16 protein-coding genes, 1 tRNA gene and 1 pseudogene are annotated in these 22,247 nt (G+C 43.7%); 12 read left to right on the forward strand and 6 right to left on the reverse strand.

The features are described 5' to 3' along the window. Nucleotides 1–9 precede the first annotated feature (9 nt). The 5 genes and pseudogenes from V3C97_RS01930 to V3C97_RS01950 all read left to right on the forward strand — a co-directional run bounded on the left by V3C97_RS01930 (nucleotide 10) and on the right by V3C97_RS01950 (nucleotide 6,941). On the forward strand, nucleotides 10–462 hold the full coding sequence (locus V3C97_RS01930; RefSeq protein ID WP_009553091.1) for an ASCH domain-containing protein: 453 nt from the start codon (nucleotides 10–12) through the stop codon (nucleotides 460–462). A 106-nt stretch (nucleotides 463–568) separates the two neighbouring features. Beyond that, entirely contained in the window at nucleotides 569–1,354 is a 786-nt protein-coding gene (locus tag V3C97_RS01935; RefSeq protein ID WP_338434343.1) for a hypothetical protein, read from the forward strand. Between the two features lie 306 nt (nucleotides 1,355–1,660). Then, on the forward strand, nucleotides 1,661–5,698 hold the full coding sequence (locus tag V3C97_RS01940; RefSeq protein WP_338434344.1) for a mucin-binding protein: 4,038 nt from the start codon (nucleotides 1,661–1,663) through the stop codon (nucleotides 5,696–5,698). A 64-nt stretch (nucleotides 5,699–5,762) separates the two neighbouring features. Further along, nucleotides 5,763–6,119 (forward strand): DUF1304 domain-containing protein, encoded by a 357-nt coding sequence (locus tag V3C97_RS01945; RefSeq protein ID WP_268889066.1) that lies wholly within the window; start codon nucleotides 5,763–5,765, stop codon nucleotides 6,117–6,119. Nucleotides 6,120–6,439: 320 nt separating this feature from the next. After that, nucleotides 6,440–6,941, forward strand: a pseudogene (locus tag V3C97_RS01950) (GNAT family N-acetyltransferase). 80 nt (nucleotides 6,942–7,021) lie between these two features. Here the strand turns inward: V3C97_RS01950 and V3C97_RS01955 are convergent. Both V3C97_RS01955 and V3C97_RS01960 read right to left on the reverse strand, forming a co-directional pair. After that, nucleotides 7,022–7,615, reverse strand: a complete 594-nt coding sequence (locus V3C97_RS01955; protein WP_278838423.1) for an ECF transporter S component — start codon at nucleotides 7,613–7,615, stop codon at nucleotides 7,022–7,024. A 61-nt stretch (nucleotides 7,616–7,676) separates the two neighbouring features. After that, nucleotides 7,677–9,629 carry a fructose-1,6-bisphosphatase gene (locus V3C97_RS01960; RefSeq protein ID WP_338434345.1) on the reverse strand — a complete coding sequence of 651 codons (1,953 nt, stop codon included), beginning with the start codon at nucleotides 9,627–9,629 and terminating at the stop codon, nucleotides 7,677–7,679. 350 nt (nucleotides 9,630–9,979) lie between these two features. Here V3C97_RS01960 and ppsA point away from each other — a divergent pair, with 350 nt between their 5' ends. From ppsA to V3C97_RS01995, 7 genes are all read left to right on the forward strand, one after another. Continuing rightward, complete coding sequence (gene ppsA, locus V3C97_RS01965; RefSeq protein ID WP_278838425.1) at nucleotides 9,980–12,370, forward strand: phosphoenolpyruvate synthase; 2,391 nt, start codon at nucleotides 9,980–9,982, stop codon at nucleotides 12,368–12,370. A 128-nt stretch (nucleotides 12,371–12,498) separates the two neighbouring features. Beyond that, nucleotides 12,499–13,032, forward strand: coding sequence for a methylated-DNA--[protein]-cysteine S-methyltransferase (locus V3C97_RS01970; RefSeq protein WP_338434346.1), 534 nt, complete (start codon nucleotides 12,499–12,501; stop codon nucleotides 13,030–13,032). Nucleotides 13,033–13,121: 89 nt separating this feature from the next. Further along, a complete protein-coding gene (locus tag V3C97_RS01975; RefSeq protein ID WP_338434347.1) occupies nucleotides 13,122–14,129 on the forward strand; it encodes a Gfo/Idh/MocA family oxidoreductase in 1,008 nt (335 codons plus the stop codon). Between the two features lie 11 nt (nucleotides 14,130–14,140). Further along, nucleotides 14,141–15,376: a DEAD/DEAH box helicase gene (locus V3C97_RS01980; RefSeq protein WP_338434348.1), complete on the forward strand. Its 1,236-nt coding sequence runs from the start codon at nucleotides 14,141–14,143 to the stop codon at nucleotides 15,374–15,376. A 76-nt stretch (nucleotides 15,377–15,452) separates the two neighbouring features. Then, nucleotides 15,453–15,851, forward strand: a complete 399-nt coding sequence (locus V3C97_RS01985; RefSeq protein WP_338434349.1) for a DUF3284 domain-containing protein — start codon at nucleotides 15,453–15,455, stop codon at nucleotides 15,849–15,851. Between the two features lie 72 nt (nucleotides 15,852–15,923). Next, nucleotides 15,924–15,997 (forward strand) — tRNA-Arg (locus V3C97_RS01990). Between the two features lie 76 nt (nucleotides 15,998–16,073). Next, entirely contained in the window at nucleotides 16,074–16,709 is a 636-nt protein-coding gene (locus V3C97_RS01995; RefSeq protein WP_338434350.1) for a class I SAM-dependent methyltransferase, read from the forward strand. Between the two features lie 58 nt (nucleotides 16,710–16,767). Here the strand turns inward: V3C97_RS01995 and V3C97_RS02000 are convergent, their stop codons facing one another. The 4 genes from V3C97_RS02000 to V3C97_RS02015 form a co-directional block, all read right to left on the reverse strand. Then, nucleotides 16,768–18,000: an aminopeptidase gene (locus tag V3C97_RS02000; protein WP_338434351.1), complete on the reverse strand. Its 1,233-nt coding sequence runs from the start codon at nucleotides 17,998–18,000 to the stop codon at nucleotides 16,768–16,770. 291 nt (nucleotides 18,001–18,291) lie between these two features. After that, nucleotides 18,292–21,210: a YfhO family protein gene (locus tag V3C97_RS02005; RefSeq protein WP_338434352.1), complete on the reverse strand. Its 2,919-nt coding sequence runs from the start codon at nucleotides 21,208–21,210 to the stop codon at nucleotides 18,292–18,294. A 70-nt stretch (nucleotides 21,211–21,280) separates the two neighbouring features. Further along, nucleotides 21,281–21,703, reverse strand: coding sequence for a GtrA family protein (locus tag V3C97_RS02010; protein ID WP_009553058.1), 423 nt, complete (start codon nucleotides 21,701–21,703; stop codon nucleotides 21,281–21,283). Nucleotides 21,704–21,710: 7 nt separating this feature from the next. After that, nucleotides 21,711–22,160, reverse strand: coding sequence for a flavodoxin (locus tag V3C97_RS02015; RefSeq protein WP_027826691.1), 450 nt, complete (start codon nucleotides 22,158–22,160; stop codon nucleotides 21,711–21,713). Between the last annotated feature and the right edge of the window lie 87 nt (nucleotides 22,161–22,247).

Below are 22,247 nucleotides of genomic sequence, written 5' to 3' on the forward strand. Positions count from 1 at the left end.
GGTGGAAAAATGACAGATGAGATCAAGCAATTTTGGCAAGCGTTTTGTCGCAAGCATAATTTAGCCCTAGACACCCCGGTTGAAGCGTGGGCCTTTGGCGATTCACAAGCAATGGCAGATGACCTAGCTCAATTGGTGGATCAAGGGATTAAAACAGCAACCACATCGGCGTTTGAGCTTTATCAACCAGGAGAACATGTGCCAGCAGTGGGGGAATACAATATCATTCTTGATGGGCGCGACCACCCAGTGTGTGTGACGCGGACAGAAGTGGTCTATATTGTCCCTTATAACCAAGTGACACCAGAACATGCTTACCATGAAGGTGAAGGCGACCGGTCATTAGCCTACTGGCGCCAAGTACATACTGAATTCTTCCAACGCGAATTCCGCGAAGAAGCTGGAAAAGAGTTTTATGAACAGGCACCGATGCTGTGTGAAGTTTTTAAGAAAATTGACTAGGTGAAAAGAACTGTCCCAAAAATCTCCCCATCAAGGGGAGATTTTTATTTATATTTAGTAAACAAGATATAGAGTAATGAATTGCGTAATGATAGGAGAGGCTCCAATGAGTCATGCACAAATGAAACGTGAACAGAGGATAGGCTTGGCGGAAGTAGAACAAACCGGACTGGGAGAAGTTAACAATGCTAAACTTAATCAGCTCCTGTATCAATTGCGAACTCAAAAACGACACCAGGCGCAAACAGTGATGAGCGAACAAACCGCCGCCAAGGTCTTATCACAACCGGTACCTGCGCCCCAACCAGAGGTTACTTCGCTAGTTGAACTCCGCCAAGTACTTAATAGCACAGCCCCAATTTTGATTCTTGACCTGGAATTTTATGGGGGAAAGGGAACTCGCGTTGCTCAGTTGGCTGGGCAGGTCTACGGAAGTCATGAAAGGTTCAACTACTTAGTGTTTGCTCCGGAAGCCATGACAGATGCGCAACAATTAAAATTTTTGAAAGAGACCAACTTACCGTACTTAGATGCGACTAAGTTAGATCTTACAGCGGTCACAGAACGGGTCAACCAGTTTATGCACCGCCAACAAATTGATTATATTTTGAGTTACGACAATCATCTGGACTGGCGCATCTTGAATGAAGAAGCCAAACGCTATCATTGGACGCCTGACCAGTGCTTTTGGAAGAAGCCCCAAGACCTAGACTTAGAAGCGATCTTACGTCAGGACGCATTAGCGGGAAAAACAGGAATTTCGTTACAAAGTTTAGTGGGACTATTGGGGATCAACCACGAATTGCCATTTCATCAAGCACAAAACGATGTGACTTATATGGCGCGGGTTTTGCAATATTATGCGCACAACATTAATGAAGAAATAATCTAACTTTATAATCAATATTGGGATGGCAGAGCATTGTTAACCAGTGTTGATTTTTTTATTTGTATATAAACACTTGGATAACAATATAGTAATTTTTATTTATTTTACGATAAGAAAGAACATAATTTTGGTCTTGCGTTTGCTAGACCTCTGATATATTATTTTTATGTCATACGTTTAGCATGTCTTATTTTTAAATGCTTATATATCAAGTTGTTGATCATGGTTACCTGAAACATGTATTTTAAAAACAAGGCACTTGCGTTAGAGAAAAAGTTAGAGAGATAGAGAAAAAATGAAGGGGAAAATATGGTAGGTAAGAGTAACATTAATCTACGTCGTGAAAAAAATAGTTATCGGACTAAACACTTTGCTATTAGGAAGACTAAATGGGGTGTGGCTTCAATTGCTGTGGCAACACTCTTATATTTTGGTGGTAATCAGGTCGTTCATGCAGATAGTAGTATTCAATCTACGAGCACTGTGGCAAAGACGGCAACCACGACATCAACGCCAGCAGTAAATGACTTACAAGCCCAAACAACAGCTGCAAATCGGGAAGCACTCAAAGATGCCAAGCAAAATTTGGACCAAGCCGTAGCAACAGCCGAACAGGCTGGTTTTGTAGTCAAAAAAGATGATCCAACTATCACTACTGGAGATGTCAGTGATGGACGTGCTGGCAAGCAATTTGTTGCTACCACTACCAAGGACTATAACGATCAAGCAACAATGATCCAGCAACAAGTTGAAGCAGACAAAGCCAAGTTGGCACAATGGGAACAAGAACGGGCTGAGCAGGAAAAACATTATGATCCTAACCAGGCCATTCCAGCGACAGATGTTGCCCACGTGGAAAATACCTTCGAATATAATTCGCATGCCAAGGATGTCGATGCGTATTATGTTGAACAGGAAAATGGGCAAGAAAAGTTACGGCCTATTTCCCTGACGGACGCAAATTTCAATGTTTTGCCAGATCAAAGTGGACAACCGCGCAACTTTGGCGAGAACGACAACCCAGTTCGTCTACAAGTGAATGACGTAACAGCTAATACTGTAATTCGGATTAAGTGGACGGATGTGCTGACTGACGTTAATACGGGTAAGCACTATGATATGATTATCGAACTGTCCGACCCAATTTTGGACAAACGTTATCGTGAAGGTACCGGTTATTATGAAATTTATCGCGATGTTAACAGTGGGATTGTTTTTGACCGAATTACAGCCTTGAAGTTAACCAAGTATTTGGTAGAAACGGGAACTAATAATGTTTACGAAGGGGAAGATTATTTTACCCAGGACACATTGAACCGCCAGATTCCAGCTGCAGGTGTAACGCCATATGATGCGCCTGATGTTGCGCGAGCAGAATTTGTTAAACCGATTGATGGTAGTCTGGCAGCCTTTATTCCTAAGGGTTCACATATTATGGCAACGCCCCAAGATATAAGTAGTGGTAATTCTGGAGCTAAGGAATTAATTGCCAAGATTAACCAAACGCGACCAGCGGATCAACAATTGAGCAATACAGTTTATTACTCTGAAGGTTTCGATAAGTATCTTGCAGGTGCAGAATCAATTGTATTCTTGACCAAGGGAAAGGCATCCTTTATCTTGGGAACAATTAACCCGGTTACTAATAATGATGCTGATACAGTCCATATTCCACGACCAGACGATCCTAAAAAGTTAGATTTTGTTTGGCGTGATTACTCTCAAGTGGGCTTTGGTATTTTAGATAAGTCAGTCTTCCAAAGCGATGTTAAACCAACGATCACATACCATTACGATGAGTTACAGACACCAGAAACAGCAGTCGCACAACGCAAAGTTAGCTATCAATATGCTCCCGAAGTGACGGGATCTACTCCTGAATTACCTGCCACAGTCACACAGACAAGTTCCTACCAAAGAACAGCTACGGTTGACTATGCACAATACCTCCAGGACGGAACGGGAGTTGTGACAACGGCATGGCAAAATACAACGCCAAAGCAATTTACTCAAGTAGATACGCCCATTCAAAAAGGGTATTATGCTGACCGAGTAAGCGTAGGAGCAGTGGCTGATACAGCGGTTAGTGTAGACAACGCTGGTAATACAACTGGGGTTGAAGATGAAGTGGTGACTTACCACGCTTTAGGAAACATTGTGCCTCAAACTAAGAATGGACACGAAATTCCTACTAATGATGGGGGTAATTATCGGACACCATATAATAATGATCCAACAGACCCGACTAAGGCAACTAATACTCCATACCCCGAGATTCCAGGGTATCATCCCCTTAGTGGAACGAGTGTGACTCCGTGGGATCCGGGACAGGATACGCCAGTGGTTTATGTAGCTGACAACCAAGAATTATATTTACGTGTTTTTGATGACCAAACCCATCAGCAATTAGACAGTACAATGGTAACTAATAAGTTCATTGGAGCTAGCGATGCTGCTTTCCCGACGACTGATGTTGCTAATAATTTACAACGACTCCTGGCATACTACCAAGAGCGAGGATATGTTTTACACGGAACACTTCCGGATGGGACGGGTTATTTTGATCGGAACACGCAACAAGCTCAATACCTTGACTTACACCTGGTTCATGGTAATGAAGTAGTAACCAATAATAAAACTCCCGGTCAACTGATCAACCCAGCTGATCCTAACTCACCAACCTATCCAACAGCAGCCCAAGATGTAATGCGACCAGTTAGTCAGCGGATCACATATAGTGGGGCTGGAACAGCAACACCTTCTGATAAGGTAACGACAGTACCAGAGGCTTTGAAGCGGACAGTAACAGTGGATAAAGTGACTGGTGAAATAGTACAAACTACTCCATGGTCAACGTATACATTCAGTAATGTATCCAGTCCGAAGATCCCAGGATATACAGCTGATCAAACGCAAGCTGGTGCGGGAACGGCCACGGCTGAGCAACCAGAAGTTTCTGCACACGTAAATTATGCACCTGATTATCAGGAAGTAATCATTCGGGCATACGATGTTAATAACCCAGAACATGTAACGATGATCACTGTCCCGGCAGGGTTAGCAACCAAGATTGCAGGGCATACGGGGGAAGTAATAACTGTGGATGCCACTGTTACAGCCATAAAGTCCGCCTTGACTCAGGCCGGCTATGTTTTTGTAAAGCAAACGCAACCTGCGCAGTTAATTTTTGATAATACCACTAATACTGGGACAGGTGACCAAGAACCACAGTATATTGACCTAGAATTTGTTCATGGAAGCCAAAATCTGGATCACAACCTAGACACAAGATCTGATCTTCATGGACAAATTAGCCGTCAAATTCGGTACGTATATGGAGCTGATGTTCCCCAAAAGCGAGCTGGGAGCATGGCGGCACCAACTGTTGTTCAAACGTTAGTAACATATCGTGACGGGCAACAGGACTTGGTAACTGGCCAGATCACATATACGCCATGGCAAGTTGAAGCTGACCAATTTGCAGGCCAAACTTCTCCAAAACTACCAGGCTACATTGCTGACCAGACATTTGTTGATCCTGCAGAAGTTCAAAGCTTGGCTGGACAGCCGCAAGATGGTAATGAAGTAGTAGTGACATATACGGCTACTGATCCGGAAACTTTCATTAAATATGTGGATGATGATAATAACGGTGAACAAGTGGGGGCTAAGGTTCGGCTAGTGGGGCGGACGCTTGAAACAATCACTCCGCATTATGCTATTCCGGCTGGTTATGAATATGTTGGTGGAAAGCAGGCAACATACACCTTTACTGCAACGGAAAACCCAGAAATAGTAGTGCATTTACGTCACCAGCGTCAAACGACGACAGAGATGACTTACCACCACAGAACAGTTCACTATCAAACAACAGATGGAACAGAAGCTCCGCAAGATGTGGTTCAAACCTCAACCTGGACCCGCACAGTTACTGTGGACTTAGTTACTGGACAGGTAGTAACACAGACATCATGGCAACCAACTACAACAGAATATGCTACGGTGGTCACGCCGAACCGTACCGGTTATATGCCTGACCGTTTAGCAGTTGCTAACCAAGCGGTTGTCCCAACTGATATGGCAGTTACTGTAACTTATACACCAATTGCTAAGCAGACCCAGGTAACACCAACTAATAGGAACGTAGTACCACAACAGGTGGTTACCACAGAAGCACCACAACCAACCAAACAAGTTAAGCAAGCAGTGAGAGCAAGAGTGGCACTGCCACAAACGGGTGCTAAAACTAATACAATGACGGCCGTTTACGGCTTAGCAATGGCGATGATTGGAACTATTTGGGGACTGTTTAGTTGGAAGCAAAGCCAAAAGAAGCATGATCGTTAAACTGAAATATGCAGAGTGGTAAAATAATTGCAGATGAAGATTAATGGATATGGGGAGGAAAACGATGACGATTTTAGTGAAAATCCTCGGGACATTGGTTGCACTGGAATTCTTTTACATCATGTACTTGGAGACGTTTGCGACCACTTCAGCCAAAACGGCGCAAGTTTTTCAGATGGAAGTCAGTGAACTGCAGCGCCCAACGGTAAATACGTTGTTCAAAAACCAGGGGATTTACAATGGTTTATTAGCAGTATTGATCTTGTTAGCCTTATATGTCTTTGTAAGTAAGGTTGCCGTAATGATTCTTATGGGATATATCATCCTAGTGGCACTATACGGCAGTGTTACTAGCAATCCAAAAATCATTATGATGCAAGGGGGCTTAGCAATCCTCACTTTGATTGCCGGCCTTATATAAGATATTTACATTGGAAAAGAAGGTACCAGAAAGTGTGATGTGACTTGTGGTATCTTCTTTTTTGTTAGGAGAAAATATTCTCTGACCAAGATAAAATGAAATAAAAAATAGATGAGAGAATAACGAAAAAATGTCCCCTAGTGCGGTATTTTTTCCTCATAAAGGGACAAAAAATAACTTTTTTAATCCCGCAAATGGCTTGCAATATGCCTTACGGATGTGCTTAAATTAACCAAAATTTAGGTCTAAAATAGGGAGAAAAGTGAGTATATTACTAAATGATAAGACAGAATTTTTAAAATATTTCAGGGATGATGATCATGGTTGAATTTTATTTAGCGCAAGCCCCAGATTTAGCCCGTATTGTGGAGATCTATAATCAAAGTATTCCAACCCGGTTGGCCACTGCAGACCTTACACCAGTGACGGTTGACCAGAAAAAGGATTGGTTTGCTTCATTGTACAGCCACCCATCCATTGTGGGTGATAAAGCAGGAGGCAAAGATTGCGGGATGGATCGGGTTGGAACCCTTTTACGGGCGTCCTGCTTATGAACATACAGCAGAAGTAGCAATCTATATTGATAGTTATTACCACCACCATGGTCTAGGAAAAAAGGCAGTGGCTTTTGCATTAGAACAAGCGCCACGCTTGGGCTTAACCGCTTTAGTGGCATATGTCTTTGGACACAACTTACCTAGTCAAAAACCATTTGCTCATTTTGGGTTCAAACCATGGGGGCACTTACCAGGTGTGGCGGTTTTGGATGGTCAAGAACGGGATCTCGATATTTTGGGCTATCGCTTTGCTGACACAGATTAAGTTAATTGAACGCCAAAGAGGCGGAGAGAATCTTATTGTTCTCCCCGCCTCTTGGGCTAGAAATTATTTTTTAGCTTTGTCTAATGTTGACCTTTGATAACGATCTGACGGACAGGTAAAGCGATCAAAGGTGCCAATATAGCTGTAGTTATCATTTCAATCAAGCCATTGGAACCAGCAATTGTCATTAATACGGTTCCAAGAGCAGTTACATCGGTATGGTAGAAACTAGCAACTGAGCTAGTCCGGGCAAAAATGTAAATCCCGCCCAAGACTAAAACCGTATTAGTTAAAGCTCCTAGGCCACCGGCTAACATCGCTCCCCACCGGGGAAAACGGTTCTTTAAAAACAGGAAGGTATAGCCGGCAACTACCCCAACTAAAATCCGTGGCAAAATTGCAATTAGAGGGTTAGTAAAGACCAGGGGTGCGAGGGGACTAGAGGGATAGGTAAAAGCCCGGACCCAAGTCAAAACACCCCAGAATCCTCCTAAGAAAGCGCCCTCCCCAGGGCCAAGGATGATCGCAACAGCGGTTACGGTAATTGGTAAGGTTGTAATTGATAGTGGCCCTAAAGGGATGTTTCCCAGCAGGGGGAGAAAGTCCTGTAGGAGGACCAAAGCTACTAGTAATCCCCGCCGGGTTAAGCGTTTAATGCGTAATTGTTGTGTCATTAGTAGTATCGTACCTTTATCTTTTTTAGGTACGATACCATAAAATTATGGGAAATGCGAATCAAATAGCATCATCCTCATTTAAGAGAACCCGGAGAACTTCAATCCGGTGTTGTAAGGCCTTACCGGTATCAGTATCGGCAACTTTTTTACGGCGCTCGACCTGGTTAACGGTTTTTATTTTAGAGAGATTATCGTGCCGTTTTTCAATGATTTCTTGTTTTGAGGTAAATGGATGGTGGGTTACCAATTGCAAACCATATGAGTTATAGAGCAAAGTGCAGCCACCAATTCCAGTTGTATGGTGATAGGCTTTAGAGTAACCACCGTCGATAACAAGCATCTTGGTGTGGGCCATGATCCCACTCTGCCCTTTTTTAATCGGGGTATGGCCATTGATAATATGACCACTGTGCGGATCAAGATCGAACTCAACCAGAATGTTTTGGCAGAATTTTTCATCTTTACGCAGGTCAAAGTAGGCATTTTTTTCTTCGTGGTGCGTTTTCTTATCTTTGATGAAATAGCGCTCAAAGGTGGTCATTTTCTTTTTACCAAATAGGGGGGAATGCTCGCCTTCCCAAAGATACCAGAGTAAGTCAGTAGCAAAATCGTCAGTTTGATCCGGATGGGCATAGGCCGTTTCAATTTGTTCTTGGCAAAAATCAAGCAACTGTTTACCAGCATAGGTGTGGCCGTTGAAAACTACTTTTTGCCATTTTCCATCCGCAGTGACAGGGAGGCAACCATGGACTAAAAGATTACCGTTATAGCATTTATACAAACTTCCCTTGTGGAGCATAAAATCAAGATGACGTTTAAGTTTAGTTGAGTTTTGGAATGAAAGCAATAACGAATTGATGATCTCGTTTTCTTCCGGTGTCAGTTTGTTAGGATTTTTTGGATCAATCATCTGGAAACAAGTATTTTCCAAGGGATAGGTCTTGCCATCGATGGCTAGAGTTTGCTGCTTATAGTCGATTTGCCGGAGTAGATTGCGGGCGTCCATTTTAAACTCTGGTCGGCGTTCAATCGTTTGTCCTTCCAGCTTGAACTGCATGATGGCAATTGCCTGGTGAATCCGCGTTAGTTGCTCTTTTTCCCCAGTAAAGGAATAACTGTCACCGGGAACAAGTTTAGGGAAAAAACTAGGATTTTCACCATAGTGTTGTTCGGCAAATGCTACCAGGTGGCGGAGATTGATCCCATAAGCATCCTCAACGATATTCAAGTTATTGTAGCGGGCACAGATCCGCAACAAAGTTAACATGCACAGCTTAGAGCCTGCCATTGCTCCTAGCCACAAGATGTCATGATTTCCCCATTGGATATCCACTGAAGGATAGGCGATCAAGCGTTCCATGATCTTATCGGGCTGATCACCACGGTCGTAAACGTCACCTACAACGTGGAGGTGGTCAACGACTAAGCGTTGAATGCTATAACAAGTAGCGATGATAAATGGTTCTGCCTGGTGCAAAGACAGCATGTCGGTCAAGAGTTGGCTTGAATACTCATGCTTGTTAAAATCACGGGCATCATTGTAGAGGAACTCCTCGGTAATATAGGCAAAGTTAGGATCGAGGGCCTTCCGCACTTTAGACCGCGTATATTTGCTAGCGGCTGCCTGGAGTAGGGTTAGAAGCCGAGAAACAACATCCAGATACCATTGATCAAGGGCATCGCCATGGAGATGCTTTTTTTGATGGTCAATTTCATCTTCGGGATAATAAACGAGGATTGCGAGATCTTCGATGTGGCGTGGAGTTAAAAAACCATCCATGTGAGCATGAATTTTTTGTTTAATACTGCCGGAACCATTTCGCAAAACATAGTCGAAGGCATCGAATTCGCCGTGCAAATCGCTGACAAAATGTTCAGTTGCTTTAGGTAAATGGAGGATAGCCTTCAAGTTCATGATTTCAGTAATGACCGCCTGTTTGGTCGGGAATTTTTGTCTGATCAAACGGGCTGAAAATGCGTCAATGTGCGAATTAATACTTGGTTGTTCCATATTCTTTCACCTTGATACTTACAAATGCTTAAATAAAATTCTTATAAAATACAGCTTATAAGCGATTTTTATCATAGAAATAATGAAATGTCAAAAACAGGTAATGAAAAGTGCATTAGTGTGCACTTCTATGCAGAATTATGCCAAGCAGATGCACGTTGCCAGCAAAAATTAAGCTTTCTCATTAGCAAAATATCAATGAAAATATTTCTCATCGTTTTTTTATCAGAAAAAACTAATCATAAAATTAAAAGGTTGACTATTTATTCAGTTTGATTAATGATAGGGGTGTTGAAAGTAACCGCTTTCAAATGCAAGAAAGTCTACTCAGAAAGAGGAGTTAATTTAACATGAATAAAGAAAAAGCTAATGTTCTTTGGTTTGATGATTTACATCGTACTGATGTTGATCTTGTTGGTGGGAAGTCATCTTCCTTAGGGGAAATGACCTCATCAACCAATATCCCAGTTCCATATGGGTTTGCAACCACCGCACGTGGCTACCGCTACTTTATGGAAAAGACAGGGATCAATGACAAGGTTAATGAACTCCTTGCTAGCATCAAGGATTACGAAAATTCTGATGAATTACATAAAACTTGTGTGGAAATTCGGCGGATGATTGTAGAAGCTGAAATGCCAAAAGATTTAGCGGATGATATCAAGCATGCCTACGATAAGTTGGGTAAAAAGATGGGGCAAAAGAACCCATTCGTAGCGGTTCGTTCTAGTGCCACTGCTGAAGACTTACCAGATGCTTCGTTTGCCGGGCAACAAGAATCATATTTAAATGTTGTGGGACGTGACGATGTGGTCAAGAAGGTACAAGAATGTTATTCTTCCTTGTTTACTGATCGGGCAACATACTATCGGCAAAAGCAAGGCTTCCCACACGAAAAGGTCGCTTTGTCAGCTGCAGTCCAAATGATGGTCTTCTCTGAAGCATCCGGGATTATGTTCTCAGTTAACGTTGCCAATGGGGATGACAGCAAGATCACCATTGATGCTATCTGGGGCTTGGGTGAATATATTGTTTTAGGGAAAGTAACCCCTGACCATTATTTAGTAGATAAAGAAACAATGAAGATTACTTCCAAGTCTGTTACCGACAAGCAAGTACAATTGTTACGGAAAGAAGATGGTGGGGTAGTAGAAGCTCCCGTGCCAAAGGAATTGGTAAGTAAACAAGTATTAACTGATGAACAAATCATCGAACTGGCTGGCTATGCAAAGCAAATTGAAGAGCACTACGGTTGCTACATGGATATGGAATTTGCTTTAGACAAGAACACCCAGAAGTTATGGTTAGTACAGGCGCGGCCAGAGACTGTATGGTCCATCAAGAATAAGGAAGTTAAACGGGAAGACTCAGCCGTACAAGTAGCTGATGTCAGTGATGCTAAGGTACTGGTAAAAGGTCTACCAGCTAGTCCAGGAGTGGCTTCCGGGACAGTGCACGTGATTGCTAGTCCGGATGATATCGACCAATTCAATGAAGGCGAAATCCTGGTTACTATGATGACTTCACCTGACTGGGTTCCTGCGATGAAGAAAGCTAAAGCAATCATTACCAACAATGGGGGGATGACTTGCCACGCCGCAATCGTTTCGCGGGAGATGCAGATTCCATGTATCGTGGGGACTAATAGTCGTGGTGTAGCTGCCATGGACGTTCTCAAGACCGGCGATCAAGTAACAGTTGATGCCAAGAACGGGGTTGTTTATTCGGGTCATGTTGAAGCTATTGTTGCTCCACATACAGAAGAAAAAGAACAACAAACTGCAGTAGCAGAATACTTTGCTCCAACTGCTACCCGGGTAATGATGAACTTAGGCGATCCTGATTTGGTAAACAAGTATGCTTCCCTACCTGCTGATGGGATCGGGTTGATGCGTGAAGAGTTCATTTGGACAACATACATTCACGAACACCCATTGTACCTTTTAGAAAAAGGACAACCAGAAAAAGTAGTAGATATGTTAGCTAACGGGATCAGTAAAGTGGCCCGGGCAATGGCTCCGCGGCCAGTGGTACTGCGGTTCTCTGACTTCAAATCCAGCGAATACCGGAACTTGAAGGGTGGGGACAAGTATGAACCGCACGAACCATCAGATCTGCTTGGTTGGCGGGGAGCATCTCGGTACTATGATCCGAAGTATATTGAAGCCTTCAAGTTAGAATTGGCTGCAGTTCGGCGGGTTCGTGAAGACTTCTCCTTAAAGAACTTGCACGTTATGATCCCATTTGTCCGGACAGTTGCTGAAGCAGAAAAAGTTACGGCTATTATGCGTGATGCAGGCTTGGTTCGTTCTGCTGACTTTAAGGTATACATGATGGCTGAAATTCCAGCTAACATTATCTTGGCTGACCAGTTCAACAAGTACATTGATGGGTATTCAATCGGCTCCAATGATTTAACTATGCTATTATTGGGTTGTGACCGGAACAATGATACAGTGGCTAGCCTCTTTGATGAGCGGAACTTAGTAGTTAAGCGGGCTATCCGGCATTTAATCCAGACAGCACATAAGGATGGCAAGACGGTTTCAATCTGTGGGCAGGCCCCATCTGAATATCCAGAGTTTACTGAATTCTTGATTAGAAGCGGGATTGATTATGTTTCAGTTAACCCAGATATGGTGAAGTTGACTAAGCGTAATGTCGCCCACTTCGAACAACGGATCATGTTAGACAAGGCAACAGGTCTGGGCAAACAAGAAGCAGAAGACTTAGAATGGTAATCAATAATTAAATACTGGTGGCAGTTAATGCTACCAAATAATAAAGGTCCAGAAGCTGGCAATGCCAGGGTCTGGGCCTTTGTTGTTCTCTAGTCAGTAAGGTAAACTAGGTATGAGGTGGTAAAGCAATGCAAGAATTGATGTACTACACCAGTCCCTTTGGTCCCTTAACAGTTGCAGCGGATGACCAGGGAATAGTAGGTACTTGGTGGGATACAGATCGTTATTATGGTGATATACTGGAAGCTAATGCGCGCCAAGTTTCACCCCAAGCCAATACTTTTCTCAGGCACGCGCAAGTGTGGTTGACAGAATATTTTGCAGGGGAAATTCCTGGTAAACTTCCCCCGCTCCACCTGGTAGGGACACCTTTTCAAAGGGAAGTTTGGCAGGTGTTGTTGACGATTCCCTATGGGCAAACTATGACTTATGGTATGATTGCTCATGTTTTGGAGCAAAGACGAAAGAAACCAATGTCAGCACAGGCTGTGGGAACGGCAGTTGGGCGGAACCACGTGAGCTTATTCGTGCCCTGTCACCGGGTTGTGGGGCAAAGGACAGGTGCCAAACGCTTTTTATATGCAGCTGGACCGGATAAAAAGCGGGCCTTATTGGAATGGGAAGCTACTGTATGGACAAAAGCAGAGGACAAAGCTGAATAGGAACTCACCGGCTATAAAGATAAAAGCGATCTAGTCAGACCAACTCTGGTAAAATTAAAGTAACACGAAGACAGAAAGGTGGCACTTCTATGATCAACTTTGGAATTATTGGAACTAATTTCATTACCAAGCAATTCATTGTGGCCGCAGAAAATACGGGACGGATGCGGTTAACCGCTGTATATTCGCGTACCCAAGCTAAAGCACAGATGTTTGCTTCTGCTTACCGGTATGTAACAGTGATCCATGATGACTTGGCAGATTTTTTGGCTGATGACAGTTTTTCAACGGTTTATATTGCTTCACCGAATAGTTTGCACTTTGACCAGGCCTGCCAGGCAATTACTGCGGGAAAAAATGTTATTTTGGAAAAACCAGCGACAACTTCACCTGCCCAAATGCAAGTCATTCAGGACTTACTTCAAGCTCATCCACAAGTGCACTTCTTTGAAGCAGCCCGGCACATTCATGAACCAAACTTTAAGGTTGTCCAAGAACAAGTAGTAAAGTTTGACCAAGTTCAAGGGGCCAACCTAACCTATGAGAAATATTCATCTAAGTTTGATAGTTACTTGGCAGGTAATAACCCTAACGTCTTTACCCTAGAGTTTGCTGGCGGCGCCCTGCAAGATTTAGGTGTCTATTTGGTTTATGAAGCAGTGGCTTTATTTGGAATGCCCCAGGCTAGCACGTATGCTGCCCAAAAACTGGAAAGTGGCGTGGATGGAAAAGGAACTGCAATCCTTGATTATGGGGACTTTAAGGTAGTGCTCAATATGGGGAAGATGAATAATTCGTACCTCCCGGGTGAAATTTATGCGGGCAAACAGACATTGATTTTAGCTAATAATGCAGCTGATATGGAAAAGATCAGCTTGGTGGATGCCCAGGGACAAGTACATGTTTTGGCTAATAACCGTCCTAATAATCCGATGACAGCAGAAATCAATGATTTTGCGGATGTGTTAGAAAATCCAACTGCTTTGGCTAACCAGCAAAAGGAACAAGCATGGTTCCAACTAGCTGTTCAGGTTAATCAAGTAATGTATGATTTGCGGCAGAGTGCCCAAATTGAATTTCCAACAGATAATAAGTAAAAGGAGAAAAAATGAATAGTAATTTTGAAAGAGAATTTGAGCGTCAAGGCTTTACTCAGTTAACTGCCATTCAAGAGGCAGTTTATCAGCCTTTGGCAGCAGGACGTAGTGTTCTAGGATTGGCGCCAACCGGTTCAGGCAAAACCCTGGCTTATGCTTGGCCTTTGCTGGAAAATTTGCTGCCACATGATGGTGTCCAGTTAGTCATTATGGCACCTTCACAAGAGTTAGCAATGCAAATCACGGATGTCCTGCGGGAGTGGGTCAAATTGGTTGATCTGCAAGTTACACCATTGATCGGGGGAGCAAACCTTAAACGGCAGATCGAAAAACTCAAAAAACATCCTGAAGTGGTTGTTGGGACGCCAGGACGGATTTTGAATTTAATTAACCAACGTAAGTTGAAGATGCACAAGGTCCAAGCGGTCGTGATCGATGAAGCCGATGAGATGTTAGATTCAGAAAAAATGCCGATTTGCCGGGAGATTATCGGGCACACTGTGGCCGATGTCCAACTAGCATTCTTCTCAGCCACTGATGCACCGATTTTGCATAAAATCCACCAGTGGTTTGGGGTCGAACCCCAGATTATTGATGTGCGCACTAGCGATGATTCACAAGGGCACGTTGATCACTATCTGATTGAAACACCGACGCGCAAGCGGGCTGACATGTTACGGCGCTTAGCTCACGTCAAAAAAATGCGGGGGCTAGTCTTCTTCAACCAAGCAGCGGTGGCTAATGAAGTAACACAAAAATTATTGCACAGCCATGTCAAGGTGGCATTATTGTCTGGGGATGAACATAAAGCCCAACGGGTGCAGGCCTTAAAGCAACTTCGCCAGGGCAAGATTACGTTTCTTTTGACGACTGACGTGGCAGCACGGGGATTGGATATTCCAGACCTGCCGGCAGTTATCAACTTTGATTTGCCTAAGGATATGAATACTTATATTCACCGGGTAGGGCGAACAGGTCGAATGGGTGCTTCCGGGATGGTAGTTAACTTAGGGAATGAACATGACCTGCGGCAGTTCAAACAGTTAATGCGACCAGCTGCTGTGCAACCAGTTACAGCATATATCTTTGAAAATCAAATTGTGACGACCAAACCAGAAACACCCGTAAAAAAACGGACTCCACGCCAAGGTTACCGTTCTAGACTTAACAATAATGGCGCTAAAAAACCTAAAAAGAAACGCCGTTTACGTGATCAAAAGAATAAGGGAAAGAGAAAGAAAAAGTAAAGAGTTCAGGATTGCTTGGCAGAAAATGAACGCAGAGGTTATAGTTAAATTAACCTATTGAAAAGAGGCGGTTAGGATGAAATTAACTACAAGAATCAATGTTTCAGCTGACTATTTATTTACGCGGTTGGTCGATGTTCTTTTGTATGATATTTTGCGACAAACTAACCGTGCATTAACTCTGAATGACTTGGAAGGCTTTGAATATAAAACTGATTATGGGACTGAACGTGTTGTTACCCGGATCAGTAACGTGCAACCCGGCAGGGGTTATCGTATCGACATGCGGGATAGTCAAGGGCAAGTCAAATTCATCGAACGGTTGAAACTGCGGGCCTTACGCCCAGACCAAGTCGAAGTTCAGTTGTCCAAAGCTACTCCTACTACCTGGTATAACCCGGTACGGTGGGGGCAAGAACTCCTGTACCGCCACAATCTTAAAAAGATGTTACGAACATTTGAATATGGTTACTAAATAGCGACTGTTTAAGGAAGATGACCAGTTTGACAAACAAAAAAGGGGCATCTATACTTAAATAGTTGTTTTGTGCTCGTAGCTCAGCAGGATAGAGCAACTGCCTCCTAAGCAGTAGGTCATCGGTTCAATTCCGATCGAGCACATTAGTACAATGATTCCCGTTAGCACAGGTTTGGTCTGAGCTAGCGGGTTTTTTACAAGAGAAAAGAGGGACTCAAGATGAAGCAACATGATTATTGGAACCAGGTAGCAGCGACAAAACAGTTTACAACTCCCTTTCAAGCAGATGTTTTTGCTCAGTACGTTGAGCCATCCGCCCAAATTTTAGACGTTGGTTGTGGATACGGACGAACGTTACACCAACTAGCAACCGCTGGTTTTACTAACCTGCTCGGAGTGGACTTTGCCGAGGAGATGATCCAACTGGGCCAGACCCAGTATCCAGACCTTGACTTGCGAGTTATGGCGCCAGGTGTGTTGCCGTTAGCAACTGCTAGTTGTGATGCAGTGATCTTGTTTGCTGTCTTGACTTGTATCGCAAATGATCAGGAGCAAGAACAACTCATAGCAGAGATTCAGCGGGTTCTCAAGCCTGGGGGGATCTTGTACGTCAATGACTTTTTGCTGAATTCTGATGTTCGTAACCAGCAACGCTACCAGCAGTATAAAAGCCAACATGGGGGGCCTTATGGGGTTTTTGAGTTGCCGGAAGGAGCTGTTTGTCGGCACCATGATCCGCAGTGGATAAAGCATTTATTGCATTCGTTTACCCAACTTGAGTACCACCCCTTAACTTTTACCACAATGAATGGACATCAATCCAACGGTTTTTATTACTTAGGGCGGAACAAATAAAAAGCTGTGCTTACTAGCTTTGTGAAAGCTAATAAGCACAGCTTTTTGTGTGGGCAATTTAGGCCCAATCACCATTTCTAAAGACTGGAACCACAGTTCCGTCAGCTTTGATCCCGTCAATATTCATGTCAGCTGAGCCAACCATGAAATCAACATGGGTGTGGCTGGTATTGATACCATGGGCCCGGAGTTCTTCTTCGGACATCTTAGTTCCCCCTTGAATCGAGAAGGAGTATGCCTCACCGAGGGCTAAGTGGTTGCTGGCATTTTCATCGAAAAGTGTTTCCAAGAAAGTGATCTTGGATTGGGAAATTGGTGAAGGATCAGGGACTAAAGCAACTTCTCCCAAGAAGCGAGCACTATCATCACTGTCAAGGAGATGGTCGATCACTTCTTGACCGCTGCTAGCAGTAGCCTTGACTACCCGACCGTCCTTGAATTCAAAACGCAAATCGCGCAGTACCGTTCCTCCATAGTTGAGGGGCTTAGTCGCACTGACATAGCCATTAACACGGCGGAAATCAGGTGCGGTAAATACTTCTTCGGTTGGCATGTTGGCAAAGAAACGGGTCCCCGCAGCATCTAAACTACTTGCCCCTTCCCAGTTGTGGTTTTTAGGAAGACCAATGGTCAAATCCGTAACTGGTGAAGTGTAATGGAGGGCAGTAAATTGTTCGCGGTTGAGCCAGGCAGCTTTCTCATGCAAGACTTGGTCATGCTGGTCCCAAGCGGCAACTGGATCAGGCGTATTGATCCGGGTAGTAGTAAAGATTTCTTCCCAAAGCTTGGCGACAGCTGCTGTTTCATCTAGTTCAGGGAAGACCTTAGTTGCCCAAGGAGCACTCGCAGCTGCTACAACGGTCCAAGTTAAATCATTGTCGGTAGTAGCCTTCATCATCGGACGTTTAGCCAAACTCATCGCCTTTTGGTGCGCAGCAATTCGTTGATTATCTAACCCGACTAAGGCTTCGGGGTCAGAAGAAATAACTGAGATTCGTGCCGCTCGCTTATCGGCAATATACTGGGCTTCACTTTTAATATAATCGGGAATGTTGGTCAGCCGGTCTGCGCTCGCATGTGCGATAAATTGGCGCATTAAGAAGTCATCTTGCCATTTAACAATCACATCAGCAGCCCCAGCTTGGTAGGCAGCAGCGACGATAAGGTGGGCCAGTTCCTGTTGTTCAATGCCAATGGTTAATACCACGGTCTGTCCAGGTTGCACGTTAACCCCAGTTGTGACGATCAAGTTGGCGTATTTTTCTAATTTAGTATGCAAATCTTCAGCCATTGCAAACGCTCCTTTACATTATGATTGATTGCAGTATATCACATTCGTCTTTTTTGCGGGAGGATAAAAGTTTGCAAGAAAAAATGTGAATGGGAGATAACCTTTACAGTAAGTTGTTACGCTAAACTTGAGCGAAGGTTAGCCGAAATGCGATGACTTTTATTCATGCTTAGATATTAGACTCACAGCTATTTTTTACGTTATCTGAGAAATATTAGTCAATAAAGAGCGATGCAGGGAGAAAACATTGTTTTCTCCCTGCATCATTGGAATAGCTAAAAAGTAATCAAGTTAGGCATTACGTCTACGGAATATCCAAAAGCCCCATCGGATCAAGCCCCAGCTGAGGAGGACCAATGTAGTTCCCAATGAGATCCATGTGCCTAGTTTGAGCCATGGAGTGTGGTAAACAAACCGAACTTTGTGTTTGCCTTGGGGAACTTTGACCCCGACAAAGGCCCGATTAGTCCGTAAGGTTGAAACTTTGTGACCATCAATATAAGTGGTCCAGCCATCAGAATATGGGATGGAGGAAGTAAGCACACCGGCTTGGGAGTGGTTACTAATTCCTGTGACTGTATCCCGTCCGACCTTGAGGTGGGATAGCTGATTCTTTTGGATGGTTTGAACATGCTTTTGGTAAGTCTTACCCAGGGGTTCAGCATACACCTTGAGCTTGAAGTTGTACCGCCCGATTCGGGATAGGTTGAGCATGATTTTGTTGGGCATCGTCGTGAAATACCCCAGGTTGAGGGTTGTTTTTGTTAGTGGATAGTAAAACGACGTGTCGCTAGTTGGAAGCTGGCGGACTGCGACAGTATTCTTTTTAGCAGTAGCCGTCAACGTGAAGTTGTGGTCGGACTTCATTTTAGTGATGTAATTCCGTGTGCCCTTGATCTCATCATTGAGTGTATTGAACGGAATGGTATTGGTTAAGTTTTCTTGAGCATGGTAATCATTGTTAGCTTGAATCGTTTCACTCCGGGTCAGGGGTTCAAATTTGATGTCCGTTAGCTCAAGGTGCACTTCCATGTTCTTGTATTTCTTGTAGTCGGGGATAGTGATGTAGTATTGTTCATTCGTATTTTGCTTGACGATTGCCTGACCAGTGATGTTTCCTGGGTCATCACTTTGTGGATCAGTAGGGATCGTCGTGTACAGGCTATAAGGCACATCTGCCACGGGGGCTTTTTTGGCCCGCGGTAATCCCTGGGCAGACTTGGTGGAAGGCATGACTACCCCAGTCGTAAGTTGGGCTTCCTTAGCAGTTGCATTCAGCTGGTGGTAAGTTTTAGGGGTGACTACCTTTCCTTGCCAGTAGACCAGCGGAAAGTTGTTGGCACTGTCGTAGCGGACAACTTGCCCTGGTAATTGGTTCCCATAAAGATCAGTGTATAGCGGTGTTTGCGCGGTTGCTGAGAACCCATATGGAATCTTACTACTGTTAGGATTATTTGTTTTGCCAAAGATGTATTTAGTCCCTAAAAGATTGGTGAGGATAGTACGGTCGTCTGCCTGTCCTACTGGAATATTTCCCAAAGTTTGCCGGTTTTGCAATTCTTGCATCAACTGCCCAATGTATTTATTCTGGAGCGAATAAAAAGAATTGATGCTATTGATTCCCGTATAGATGGGATTAGCAATGGCTAAGTTTTGGGGAGTACTACTGGAAGGTCCCCCTAGCAAGTAGTTATCACTGATCGTTGATGACCGGTAAAAACTCTTTTGATCCAGATCAGTCGTCAAGCCCTTGTAAAAATCAGTTGTCAAAGCTTCGTAGCCTCCAATAGGGAGGAAGCTGGTAGCAAAGTTATTGTTAAACGGAGCAGCAAAATAAACACAGTTTAAAATAACGTTAGCAAGAACTGTTCCCACCAATAACCGGCGTCCATGAACCACTTGGTGGAAGTTAACCCAGTATAGGATAAACAGGGTCCCCCAAAGGAAAATGATCGGTACAAACAGTTCATCAGCGTTTTGAATAAAGAATAGGACCACCAAAATGACGGTATAACCACTGGTGATCAGGGTTAGCCGGCGCAGGGTCTGGCTATCCAGTGCCCGAACGTTATGGACTAAAAGCATCGTAGCGACCGCCCCAATGAGGTACAAAACAAAAGTCCACCGGTTAGACGGGGACATCATCCCATTCAAGACAGCTGCTACCGCCGGGAAGAGGAGGGCGATCAGGCTACCAATAATGCTGATTGTGAGGAGCTTGAGTTGCTTGTAGTTAAGGAGGACGTAGGCAAAACCAAAGAAAGCGATCGCTGCGAACCCCAAACTAGTCCAGTACAGTTGGTTATTGGTTGTTCCTTCGATCAGCTTACTTGGCAAGAGTAAGTAATAATATAGCGGGTAGACTTTTAACCCGTTAGCGAAGCTTGATTCACTTCTGGTTGAGTGTAAGACATCATAGATTTCCGGCAGTAACACAACGGCTGATAGTAACAAGGAAATCAGGGTTGCCTTGGCAAACTGCCAGATTGTTGCCAGGAGGGGACGTTGTTTCCGGTAGTATAACCAGTAACGAAGAACCAAGAACACGATTGCCCCAATTCCAAGCATATAGGCAAAATAGAAGTTATTAATCAACATCCAAGTAAAAACGAAAGTCAACCGCCGGTAAGTCCGTGTTTGAAGTGTACGTTCAATTTCTAAAACCAGCAATGGGAAGAGAATAAACGCCGTTGTAAACATCGGTTGGGCGAGTGAGGCGTACTCGAGGTAGGAGTTAAAGAGGTAAACTAGGCTCCCAGCTGTGATTGATGCCACCCCGAAAGGACGATTTTTCCAGGTGAGGTGAGCAGCAAAATAACAAAAAGCTAACCCCGCACAATAAAGGCGGATGCCTAAAATAACTTGGTACCCAACAGCAACTTTAGCTGCAGGAAATAATAAGATCAGATAAGAAAAAATATCACCAATATTGTAATAAGCATAGATTGAAAGCACATCAGCCCCCAATCCAAACTTCCATGACCACTGATCAGCTGATAGTGGATGTTTGAAAAAATCTAAGACAGATGATCTAAAACTTTGAAGAAGCGGAAGATGCTGGGTAGCGGCATCTGTCGAACGAATAAGCGTGTGACCAGTGATAAAAAAGACACCGTAGTACGCGATCACAGTGCAGATAAAGAATAAAGTATAGTAAAAAAGAATCTTTTTTATCCTGGATTTAGTCTGCTTATCAAAAGAAATAGACACAAAAAAACCCCCTTACCCAGCAATTATACAATGATCAATAGTCATTGGATAGGATAAAGCGGTATTTGTATTACTTCTTTAATTTATTATTGAAAATAAGATATTTGCTAAATAGGTAGTTAAGCAAAACGATCACTACTTGGTCAACCAGCTTCGTGAGTAGTCCGTTGGCATGAAGTAAAGAGATCCCCACAAACATAATCCCCGCGTCGAGCACATAGGAGAGAGCTCGGTAAAAGAAAAACGCCCCCAATTCAGTAAAAAAATTGCTGACCGTGGTGTAGTGTGACCCAAAAACCCAGACTTTATTGGTAAAAAAGGCAAAGAGCACGGACAAAAGCCAGGCTAAGAAGTTGGCGACTTGGTAATGGAGCGGAATCCAAGTTGTAAACAAGGCATACACTCCGAAGTTGACTACGGTCGTGGCTCCGCCAAAAAAGAGGTAGGCGAGGATAGCCCGATACTTATGAACTAAGGTTAAGATTTTATCCATGGATTAATTATTGTACCTTGGCAGCCAATTCAGCAGCAAAAGCATCGAGTTTTTGAATATCCGCGTCTTCATCAGGTGCGAGGTTGATCATGACTGGGGCTGCGCCTCGGGTCCCGTTGGCTTGGGCGAGTTGTTGGTCAAAATCAATGACTGCTTTGCAGTAGTCATCGCCATAGAAAGTGTCGCCTGATCCAGCTACCCCGAAAACTAATCCGTTGAGGTCCGTGTCGGCTAGTTCTTCATAAAAGTCTAATCCTTCATCAGGAAGTGAACCTTCATCATAAGTGTATGGACAGATGACGCAGATATCATAATCTAAGATCTCACTTACTTCAACCATTGAAATATCATCGACCTCAGTGGCAATCCCGTTATTTTCTAGTGCTTCTGCAACAATATCAGCAATATCTTCATTATTACCAGTAATTGATGCAAAGAGGACTTTGGCTTGAGCCATTGTATCCCTTCCTTCCAGTATTTATGCTGCTATTATAGTAGCATAGTTTAGAATAGTTTTCTGGTTAATTTTCAGTAACTAATGTGT

The sequence above is a fragment of the Ligilactobacillus saerimneri genome (assembly GCF_036689625.1).
GTDB classification, from domain to species: domain Bacteria; phylum Bacillota; class Bacilli; order Lactobacillales; family Lactobacillaceae; genus Ligilactobacillus; species Ligilactobacillus saerimneri.